Genomic DNA, 10,736 nt, shown 5'->3' with positions numbered 1-10,736 from the left:
GTTAGAAATGTTATCTAAGTGACCACGGAATTTTAACCATGGACCAGCCATTGAGATATGATCTGTTGTACATTTACCTTTGGCTTTGATTAAAAGTTTTAAACCTTTTAAGTCGGTACCTTCCCAAGGGGTAAATGGATCTAACAATTGTAAACGGTGCGAAGTTGGAGAAACCAAAACCTGAACGGATGAACCATCAGCTGCTGGTGCCTGATAACCTGCATCTTCTACAGCGAAACCTTTTGTTGGCAGTTCAAAACCGGTAGGTGGATCTAATTTAACCTGTTCGCCTTTATCGTTTGTTAAAGTATCGGTTAATGGATTAAAGCCTAAATTACCTGAAATTGCAATTGCAGCAACCATTTCTGGTGAAGCCACGAAAGCGAAAGTATTAGGGTTCCCATCTGCACGTTTAGCAAAGTTTCTGTTAAACGAGTGTACGATCGTATTTTTTTCTGCTTTTTCTGCCCCGGTACGATCCCACATCCCAATACATGGTCCGCAGGCATTGGTAAAAATTGTTGCGTCTAAATCTTCGAAAGTTTTTAGGAAACCATCACGGTCTGCAGTATAACGTACCTGCTCAGATCCAGGGTTGATACCGAATGCCGATTTGGTTACCAAACCTTTTGCAATAGCCTGGTTTGCGATAGAGGCTGCTCTTGATAAATCCTCGTAAGAAGAGTTGGTACAAGAACCGATCAATCCCCATTCTACTTTTAAAGGCCAGCCATTTTTCTCTGCCTCAACTTTCATCTGCGAAACCGGAGTAGCTAAATCTGGTGTAAAAGGGCCATTTAGGTATGGCTCTAAAGTATCCAGATCGATTTCAATGACCTGATCGAAATAGTTTTCCGGATCAGCATAAACTTCAGCATCACCTGTTAAATATTCCTTTATTTTATTTGCTTCATCAGCAACTTCATTTCTACCCGTAGCGCGTAAATAACGTTCCATACTTTCGTCATAACCAAAAGTAGAAGTGGTTGCACCAATCTCGGCGCCCATGTTACAAATGGTGCCTTTACCTGTACAGCTCATTGAGGTGGCGCCATCGCCAAAATATTCTACAATTGCTCCTGTACCACCTTTTACGGTAAGGATACCCGCAACTTTAAGAATTACATCTTTAGCAGCAGTCCACCCGTTTAATTTTCCTGTTAACTTTACGCCGATTAACTTAGGGAATTTAAGCTCCCAAGGTAAACCCGCCATTACATCGCAGGCATCAGCACCACCAACTCCAATGGCAACCATACCCAAGCCACCCGCATTTACGGTATGCGAGTCGGTTCCGATCATCATTCCACCTGGAAAAGCATAATTTTCTAAAACCACCTGGTGAATAATACCAGCACCTGGTTTCCAGAAACCGATACCGTATTTGTTCGATACAGAAGATAAGAAATCAAAAACTTCGGCACTTTCGGTTTTAGCATGAGGTAAATCTATTGCAGCACCTTCTTTAGCCGTAATTAAGTGATCGCAATGAACTGTAGAAGGTACAGCCACTTGTGGACGACCAGCTTGCATAAATTGCAATAATGCCATTTGAGCTGTTGCATCCTGCATCGCAACCCGATCTGGTGCAAAATCTACGTAGTCAGAGCCACGTTTAAACGCCGTTTTAGGATCTCCATCCCAAAGGTGTGTATACAATATTTTTTCAGATAATGTTAAAGGTCTGCCAACCACTTTACGCGCAGCCTCAACGCGGCTGCCAAAGCTTGCATAAACCTTTTTAATCATGTCTATATCAAAAGCCATACTTTATTTTTTTTAAAATTATTGTCAATAACAACACTAACTAAATTAAACAATTTTTAATATACTTATTTTTAAGATTTGTCAAATTATGTTATTTAAAACCATTCTATTCAATTGTTAGTGTAAATAAAAAGGCTATCCTATTATGGGACAGCCTTTGTGCTTTATTAACAAAAAATATGTTTATTTGTTTCTTATTGTTTTGTAGAAATAGGTGTGAACTTGGTTAAGTTGATGCCTTCTACCGCTACTTTATATTCCTCAATGCTTGGAATACGACCTAAAATAGCAGAAAGAACCACTACCGGTGTTGATGCCAATAAAGACTCTCCTTTTTTACCATCTTTATCTTCCACCACGCGGCCCTGGAATAAACGGGTTGACGTAGCCATTACAGTATCGCCTTTGGCCGCTTTCTCCTGGTTTCCCATGCATAGGTTACAGCCCGGACGTTCCAAGTACATGATGTTCTCATATTCGGTACGCGCTGCAGCCTTAGGTAAAGCATCGCTGAACTCAAATCCTGAGTATTTTTGTAAGTACTCCCAATCGCCTTCTGCTTTCAACTCATCGATGATATTGTAAGTAGGGGCCGCAACTACCAAGGGAGCTTTGAACTCTACTTTACCAGTAAGTGTCTCTACGTTTTTCAACATCTGAGAAACGATTTTCAAGTCGTCTTTATGTACCATACAAGAACCTACGAAACCAAGGTCTACTTTTTTATCGCCACCATAAAAGGTTAAGTCTCTGATGGTATCATGCGTATAACGTTTAGAAACATCTGCATTGTTCACATCCGGATCGGCAATCATTGGCTCGTTGATGATATCCAGGTCAATAACTACTTCTGCATAGTATTTGGCATTATCATCTGGCATTAAAGCTGGCTTAATACCGGTTTTAATTTCTTCAATACGTTTGTTTGCTTTATTGATCAATCCTTGTAAAACCTGGTTATGGTTGTCCATACCCTTGTCTATCATGATTTGAATGCGGTTTTTAGCAATTTCTAACGATTGGATTAATGTATCGTCTTGCGAAATACAAATAGATGCTTTTGCTTTCATCTCAGCTGTCCAGTCTGTAAAGGTAAAAGCCTGATCAGCCAATAAAGTACCAATGTGTACCTCGATAATACGGCCCTGGAATACATTTTCGCCATCAAACTGTTGCAACATTTGCAATTGTGTTGCATGAACTACATCACGGAAATCCATGTGTTCTTTCATTTGACCTTTGAATGTTACTTTTACCGACTCAGGAATTGGCATAGAAGCCTCACCAGTTGCCAGTGCCAATGCCACTGTACCAGAATCTGCACCGAAAGCTACACCTTTAGACATACGCGTGTGCGAATCACCACCGATGATAATTGCCCACTCATCAATAGTAATGTCGTTCAGTACCTTGTGAATAACATCTGTCATTGAATGATATTCGCCTTTAGGGTCGCGGGCAGTAATTACGCCGAAGTCATTCATGAACTTCATCAATTTAGGGATGTTTGCCTGTGCTTTTTTGTCCCAAACAGATGCGGTATGACAGCCAGATTGATAAGCGCCATCAACAATCGGAGAAATAACTGTAGCAGCCATCGCTTCTAATTCCTGAGCGGTCATCAAACCTGTTGTGTCTTGAGAACCTACAATGTTTACTTCTACACGAACGTCAGAACCAGCATGTAAAACCTTGCCCTGTGTTAAACCAACCGCATTTCTATTGAAGATTTTTTCTACAGCCGTTAAACCTTGGCCTTCAATAGATACCTCTTTAGCAGGAGCGAATACTAGCGAAGGTTCGATAGCTAAAGTTTTGGCTGCAAAAGTTTGGATTTTTTTTCCAAAAACGATAGCATAAGAACTACCAGCTTTGATAAATTCCATTTTTTGCGGTGTCAACGCTTTTGAAATGTCGATCAGTTCTTGATCTCCATTGTATAATTTTTTAGTTTTTGTATTAATGGTAAGTACTGTACCCGTTTCTATAGAATAAACCTGCTCTAAAACCGGCTCGTCATTTTCGTTACGGATAACATTGCCATTTTCATCCGTTTTCTTTACCCAGTTTTTAAGGTCGATACCAATACCGCCTGTTACATCAACTGTTGTTAAGAAAATTGGAGAAATGCCATTGGTGCCACCTACAATTGGGGCGATGTTCACAAATGGAATATAAGGGCTAGATTTTTTACCCGTCCAAAGTGCAACATTGTTTACCCCCGACATACGTGAAGAACCTACACCCATGGTACCTTTTTCAGCTACCAGCATTACACTTTTATCAGGGTGTTGCGCTTGCAATGCTTTAATTTCCTCCTGAGCCTCTGGCGTAATCATGCATTTGCCATGCAATTCGCGATCTGAACGAGAGTGTGCCTGGTTACCTGGAGACAATAAATCTGTAGAAATATCGCCAATACCAGCGATAAAAGTTACCACTTTGATTTCTTCTGGTACTTCAGGAAGATTAGTGAAGAACTCAGCCCTGGCATAACTTTCTAATATTTCTTTAGCGATGGCATTGCCATTGTTGTAAGCTTCTTTTAAACGATCGGTATCTGCATCGTATAAGAAAACCTGTGTTTTAAGTACATCTGCAGCTTTATGGGCTTTATCACCATTATCTGCCAAAGCGATGTCTAACAAAACTTTGATAGAAGATCCGCCCTTCATATGCGATAACAATTCGAAAGCAAAATCAGGCGTAATTTCTGCAACGATAGTTCCACCTAAAATAATTTCTTTTAAAAATTCTGCTTTTACACCAGCAGCTCCGGTAGTACCCGGCAAGGTGTTGTATATGAAAAAATTAACAGCATCTGCCCTGTTAAAATTATTTACATTTTTGATTTGATCGATGATTTCACTCAATAATTCTGCTCCATCAATAGGTTTGGGATGAAGACCTTGAGCTTTTCTGTCTTCAATCTCCTGGATATAATCGTTATAAATACTCATCTTAGCTATTTTACTCTTTTTGTTATAAGATTGTGCAACAGAATGTACACCCGCTTTTTACAAAAAAGAATACTGTTTTTGTATATTAATTTGCGTTTACTGAGCCAATAAGGCCGAGTTTTTTGGTTAAAACAAAAATAGCAAAAAACAACCCTTAAATGTAATTTGGGCAGGCGATTAAGTAATTTGGAATTATTCTAAACAACAAAAAAAGAGAGGGATTAAAGGTCGTAAAATCACATAAGTTATGGCTGGGTTTATGTAATTAGTAAGTGTTTTATGTGTGCCTCGTATAAGTTAAAATCTCCATTCTTACCGGCTTATATTATAATCGTCACCCTGAATTCATTTCAGGGTCTATTTGAGGCTGCCTCGTAAATAGAATTGTCATCCTGAGCCTGTCGAAGGACTTGTTTAAATCTCGAAAGGCGTTTCGACAAGCTCAACGTGACAAATTCGAATGGAATTACAAATATGATACAGCCTGATGACGATCGCATTAAGAAAAGAAGCCAAAAACTGTTCGTTACAAATAATGTTAATCGGGGCGACTGTTAATAGGTAAAAAGTAGTCATAAACGATAGAATCTTAATCTGGGTTAACCGTTCGTTATCGGACAGATTTGTGCGATTTTGAACAGTTATTTGTTTTTTTGATATATTAATTTATTTATAATCAGATTGTTAGTGTGTATTTGATGCCTTGGCATAAGATTAGCTTAAGGCTAAAGCGTTGAAAATGTAAAACCTTTTTCACTAAAATAAGCCAATACTTTGGGAAGTGCGTAAGATAAACGATCGAATGCTTTTAAACTATCATGAAATACAATTATAGAACCATTTTCGGTATGTTTAATCACGTTTTGATAACATTTTTCGGGCGAAAGCTTAGTGTCGAAATCGCCGCTGAGTACATCCCACATTATGATTTTTAGTCCTGGGATTTGAGATTTGAGATTTGAGATTTGAGACTTCTTAATTCTCCCGTATGGTGGGCGGAACAGATTTGTTTGTGTAAGTCCCTGGCATTTTAGTGTATTTTGAAGGTAGGTTTCATTATCGGTTTTCCAGCCTTTTAAATGATTGAAAGTATGGTTGCCAATGGCATGTCCGTCGTTTTTTACACGTTCAAAAACTTCGGGGTGTTTTACAATATTATCGCCAATGCAAAAAAATGTAGCTTTAGCATTAAAGACTTTTAAAGTTTTTAATACAAAATCTGTAACATTGGGTATAGGTCCATCGTCAAAGGTCAAATAAATAACTTTTTCGGTGCGGGATTTATTCCATAATAGTGATGGATAATACCATTTTAGCAGAAGCGGTGATTTGATCAGGTACATTTTAGCAGTAAAGTTACTAAATGCCTGTACAGATTGAAATTATTAAAGTTGTTTATATAGATTTGAAACAAATTATGAAGATGTTTACCAAGAATAAGTTAGTTACCGGATCTGCGTTATTAGTAGCATTAAGTTTTAGTCAGAAAATTAAGGCTCAAGAAGTTATCAGTATTCAACAGGCAGTAGAAAACACATTAAAAAACAATTTAAATATTAAACAAGCCGCTTTTAGTGCTTCTTTAAGTGAAGAAACTGTTCGTCAATCTAAAAATGCGCTCTTACCTACCTTAAATGGTACCATTAACCAGTCGATGCAATGGGGTAGAAGTCAACAGGTTTCAGGTTTATTCGAAAACACTCAAAATTATAATTTAAGTCCAAATGTAAGTACGAATGTTTCGCTTTTTGAAGGTGGTACTAAACTCAACCAGATCAGACAAAACAAAATTTTACTGGCCGCTAACGAAACCAATGTAGAAAAGGTAAAGAACGATCTGATTCTTCAGGTGGTTACGGCTTATCTTCAGGTGTTAAATAATGAAGATCAGGTAAAGGCTACAAAGCAACAATTAGATGTAGCCAATTCTACTTTAAAAAGGGAACAAGCACTATTAGATGTTGGAAATAAAACCCTGGCCGATATTTCTCAGGCAAAATCGCAGGCAGCCACGGCAGAGCTTAATTTAACAAATGCTCAAAACCAGCTAACCATATCTTATTTAACTTTAGGCCAATTGATGGAGATTCAACCTCCAATGACTTTTAAGGTTCAGCCTCCTTTGGTTAATGAGATGAGCAATATTCAAACCACTTATGTACCTACTGATATCTATAACCAGGCTTTAGCCACATTCCCTGATATTAAATTAGCGGAATTAAACAGTAAAGCAGCCGAAAAAGGTATTGCTGTAGCTAAGGGTGGATTCTTTCCTCAGATTAGTTTAGGAGCTGGTTTAGGATCGGCTTATTACTATCAGTTTAATTCGAGTTTTCCGATATCGAAATTTACCGATCAATTATCTGATAACTTTGGTCAGTATGTGAGTATGGGAATTTCCGTTCCGATTTTTAACGGATTCACGACCAGATCGGCAGTTAGAAAAGCGAAAATTAACTGGATGCAGCGTAAAACAGATGAGCAGCTATCAAAAAATAATTTGGTAAAAGTAATCAATCAGGCAGTTGCCGATCTTAGTGCTGCACAAAGTAGATACTCTTCTACCCAAAATGCTTTTCAGGCCCAGAAAGATGCTTTTTATGTAATTGATCAACGTTACAATGTAGGTTTGGTAAACTCACTGGATTACAGTACTGCTCAAACCAATAGAAACAAAGCCGAAATAGATTTTATCCAGGCTAAATATGATCTTTTATTCAGGGCAAAAGTAATTGATTACTATTTAGGCAAACAGATCACATTTTAAGATTAAAAGCTAAAAAATAAAAAAGGAAGCTTTGGTTTTATACCATAACATTACAACGTTTTAACTTTAAAACATTACATAATACAACAAACGAAATACAATCAATAAATTATGAAACTGAAGCACATTATTATTACCGTAGTTGCTATCATAGCTCTTCTAGTTATACTAAAGCTAACTGGAGTTATAGGCGGGAACAAAGCCGAAAAAGTAACTACAGAAAAAGCATCAGATAAAACTGTTGTTGAAACAGTTACTGCTAGTGGTAAAATTCAACCAGAAACTGAGGTTAAATTAAGTTCTGAAGTATCGGGAGAGGTAGTAGAATTAAAGGTAAAAGAAGGGGATATTGTTAAAGCAGGCCAATTGCTTTGTAAAGTACGTCCGGATGTTTTGCAATCAGGCTACGAGAGAACCGTAGCGAGTTTTAATGCGCAAAAATCAAGTGTTGCAGCTGCGCAACAACAATTGGCACAAAACCAGGCTAACTTTGTAAATGCAGACGCAACTTACAAACGTAATGTAGAGCTTTTTAAGAAAAAAGTAATATCGGCTTCAGAGTTTGATGCGGCAAAGGCTGCTTTTTTAACAGCAAAAGCCAATTTGGCCAGCGCAAAAGAAAATGTAACCGGTGCTAAATTTACTTTAGAGCAAACAGGGGCAAATGTTAAAGAAGCTGGTGCAAACTTAGCTAAAACAACAATTTATGCTCCGGTTGATGGCGTGGTTTCAAAATTGTCAATCGAATTGGGAGATCGTATTTTAGGAACTTCGCAAATGGCAGGTACAGAAATTATGCGTATCTCTAACCTATCATCAATGGAAGTTAATGTTGATGTTAACGAAAACGATATTACCCGTGTTAAAGTTGGCGATAAAGCTTCGATTGAGGTTGATGCTTTCTCCGATAAAAAATTTAGAGGTGTAGTAACCGAAATTGCAAGTTCATCAACAGCTGTTGGTACTGCGGTATCTACTTCAGTAGATCAGGTAACCAATTTCTCTGTAAAAATCAGGATTACTGAAGAACTAGCGGGTAAACAACAATCTATTTTCCGCCCAGGCATGTCGGCCACAGTTGATATCGAAAGCGAATCGTTAACAGGTTTAGCTATTCCAATTCAGGCTGTATTTACTGATAATGGTAAATCTGGCGATGCTGGTCAAAACCAGGGCAATCAGGAAAACACCGATAAGCAGAAATCTAAATTAACCGATAAAAAAGTGAAGCAATATATTTATGCTTACGATGCTAAAACTAAAAAGGTTAAAAAGACAGAGGTAACCACAGGAATCCAAAATGACCAGTTTATTATCGTGAAATCTGGTGTTAAAACTGGCCAAGAAATTGTTACTGGTCCTTATTCTGCCATCCAAAACAAATTAAAAGACGGAATGATTGTAGAAAAAACATCTAAAGACCAATTGTTTAGCAAAGACGCTAAGAAGTAGTTTATAATTAATAGCAAGAAATAGTAACTTGCGTTGTTTAAGGTGTATTCCTAAGGGTTTAGGGTGTAAGGTTTAAGGTTGAGGGGCAATTGGTCCTAGCCTTACACCTTACACCTTTTGCCTTAAGCCTTTAAAAGGCCTTTACACCTTTTACCTTAAACATTTTTTATAAACATGGTACCTAAAATAGCAATGATTGGGGGCGGGAGCTGGGCTACTGCCATTGTTAAAATGCTTGCAGATAATTTATCTGAAAAGGAAATTTTTTGGTGGATGCGCAACGAGGCAGCCATAGCGCACATTAAAAAATTTAAACACAACCCTAATTATATCAGTTCTGTTGAGATTAAACTTACTCAGGACGACCATATCTCTTCAGATATCAATTCCATCATAAAATCTGCCGAATTTGTAATTCTAAACGTTCCGGCAGCATTTTTAAAAGACACTTTAACTTCCATTACCGCCGAAGATTTAAAGGGCAAAAAAATCATTTCAGCCATAAAAGGCATAGTACCCGAAGATAATCTGATTATCGGCGAATTTTTGCACGAAAATTATAATATCCCATACGATGATATTTTAGTGGTTAGCGGACCATGCCATGCCGAAGAAGTAGCTTTAGAAAAATTATCATACCTAACCATAGCCTGTACCGATGTAGACAAGGCATCAACATTTGCTTCATTTTTAAATACCCGATACATTAAAACAAACGTATCAGACGATATTTTCGGGACGGAATATGCTGCGGTTTTAAAAAATATTTATGCMGTAGCCAGCGGTATTTGTCATGGCATAGGTTATGGCGATAACTTTCAGGCCGTATTGATCAGCAATGCCATCCGCGAGATTAAACGTTTTGTTGATGCCGTTCACCCCATCAATAGGGATATTATGGAGTCGGCATATCTTGGCGATTTGTTGGTTACAGCGTATTCGCAGTTCAGCCGCAACCGTACGTTTGGTAACATGGTAGGCAAAGGTTACACCGTAAAATCTGCCCAATTGGAGATGAATATGGTTGCTGAAGGTTATTATGCGGTTAAGTGTATGCATATTAAAAATCAGGCGTACAATGTAGATATGCCAATTTGCAAGGCGGTGCACAGTATTATTTATGAAAACCGTTCGCCGCACATTGAAATGAAATTATTGGCAGAGAAATTAAATTAATGTCAACCTGAGGGATAATTTATGGTGTAAAAATCAATATAAATTACAGGAGAATTTAAAGAGGTGAGTCAATTAGAAGTATCGTCATTTCGATCCCGAAGATTCGGGAAGAAATCTTTAAATTCGATTTCAACAATATAGTTTAAAGATCTCTCCACTCCGCAGTGCTTCGGTCGAGATGACGATTTTTCTATCGAAATCTATTAATGCCAATATAGTCTAAGGATCTATTTTAATTTATTCTTCTCAGACTGGCAACCGCTCTACTTAAATTTGTAGCGAGCTTCATGTTTCCTTGCAACCGATTGCTGTTTAGCCCCGGGCGAAGCGGCATCCCTGTAGCGCAGCGAAAGGATACAGCGAAGAACGGGAACAGACTCTAATAGCTGCTGTGCCCATGCGCTCCAAAAAAACAATTTAAATCTTTTGTAAAGCAAGGTTGGTGCTTTTCTGATCTGGCAGTCCTTCTTTCCGCTTCTATCTTTTTGTGAGGGTTCGTGAAAACATTTTTGACGGTGCAGCAAAAAGGATAACCGCTTCAATAAGGTTTATTGAACGAGGGCTTTGCAAGAAATAAAAAATGAATGCTTATGAAAGAGGTAGGTAGGCGTTCT

The 10,736-nt window shown here is 38.0% G+C and carries 6 protein-coding genes; 3 read left to right on the top strand and 3 right to left on the bottom strand.

Annotated elements, in window-relative coordinates; all coding sequences use genetic code 11:
* From AC1DPQ_RS06975 to AC1DPQ_RS06965, 3 genes are all read right to left on the bottom strand, one after another.
* The coding region (locus AC1DPQ_RS06975; RefSeq protein WP_477608539.1) for an aconitate hydratase at positions 1-1,767 on the bottom strand (1,767 nt) is incomplete at its 3' end.
* Positions 1,768-1,961: 194 nt separating this feature from the next.
* Positions 1,962-4,727: a bifunctional aconitate hydratase 2/2-methylisocitrate dehydratase gene (locus AC1DPQ_RS06970; protein WP_477608537.1), complete on the bottom strand. Its 2,766-nt coding sequence runs from the start codon at positions 4,725-4,727 to the stop codon at positions 1,962-1,964.
* A 725-nt stretch (positions 4,728-5,452) separates the two neighbouring features.
* Positions 5,453-6,070 (bottom strand): polysaccharide deacetylase family protein, encoded by a 618-nt coding sequence (locus AC1DPQ_RS06965; RefSeq protein ID WP_477608535.1) that lies wholly within the window; start codon positions 6,068-6,070, stop codon positions 5,453-5,455.
* Between the two features lie 20 nt (positions 6,071-6,090).
* Here AC1DPQ_RS06965 and AC1DPQ_RS06960 point away from each other — a divergent pair, with 20 nt between their 5' ends.
* The 3 genes from AC1DPQ_RS06960 (at position 6,091) to AC1DPQ_RS06950 (ending at position 10,122) form a co-directional block, all read left to right on the top strand.
* Positions 6,091-7,494 carry a TolC family protein gene (locus AC1DPQ_RS06960; protein WP_477585165.1) on the top strand — a complete coding sequence of 468 codons (1,404 nt, stop codon included), beginning with the start codon at positions 6,091-6,093 and terminating at the stop codon, positions 7,492-7,494.
* Between the two features lie 111 nt (positions 7,495-7,605).
* Positions 7,606-8,946 (top strand): efflux RND transporter periplasmic adaptor subunit, encoded by a 1,341-nt coding sequence (locus AC1DPQ_RS06955; RefSeq protein WP_477608533.1) that lies wholly within the window; start codon positions 7,606-7,608, stop codon positions 8,944-8,946.
* Positions 8,947-9,120: 174 nt separating this feature from the next.
* Complete coding sequence (locus AC1DPQ_RS06950) at positions 9,121-10,122, top strand: NAD(P)H-dependent glycerol-3-phosphate dehydrogenase (protein ID WP_477608531.1); 1,002 nt, start codon at positions 9,121-9,123, stop codon at positions 10,120-10,122.
* Positions 10,123-10,736: the final 614 nt, after the last annotated feature.

The organism is Pedobacter sp. 01T416_2 (assembly GCF_056398925.1).
Note: the sequence above shows the minus strand (reverse complement) of the source record. Positions and strands in the feature narration are given on the sequence as shown.

What these genes read in the sequence shown, in the direction of transcription:
- AC1DPQ_RS06970 (WP_477608537.1), bottom strand. Translation starts at nt 4,727, where the DNA reads ATGAGTATTTATAACGATTATATCCAGGAGATTGAAGACAGAAAAGCT.
- AC1DPQ_RS06965 (WP_477608535.1), bottom strand. Translation starts at nt 6,070, where the DNA reads ATGTACCTGATCAAATCACCGCTTCTGCTAAAATGGTATTATCCATCA.
- AC1DPQ_RS06955 (WP_477608533.1), top strand. Translation starts at nt 7,606, where the DNA reads ATGAAACTGAAGCACATTATTATTACCGTAGTTGCTATCATAGCTCTT.
- AC1DPQ_RS06960 (WP_477585165.1), top strand. Translation starts at nt 6,091, where the DNA reads ATGCCTGTACAGATTGAAATTATTAAAGTTGTTTATATAGATTTGAAA.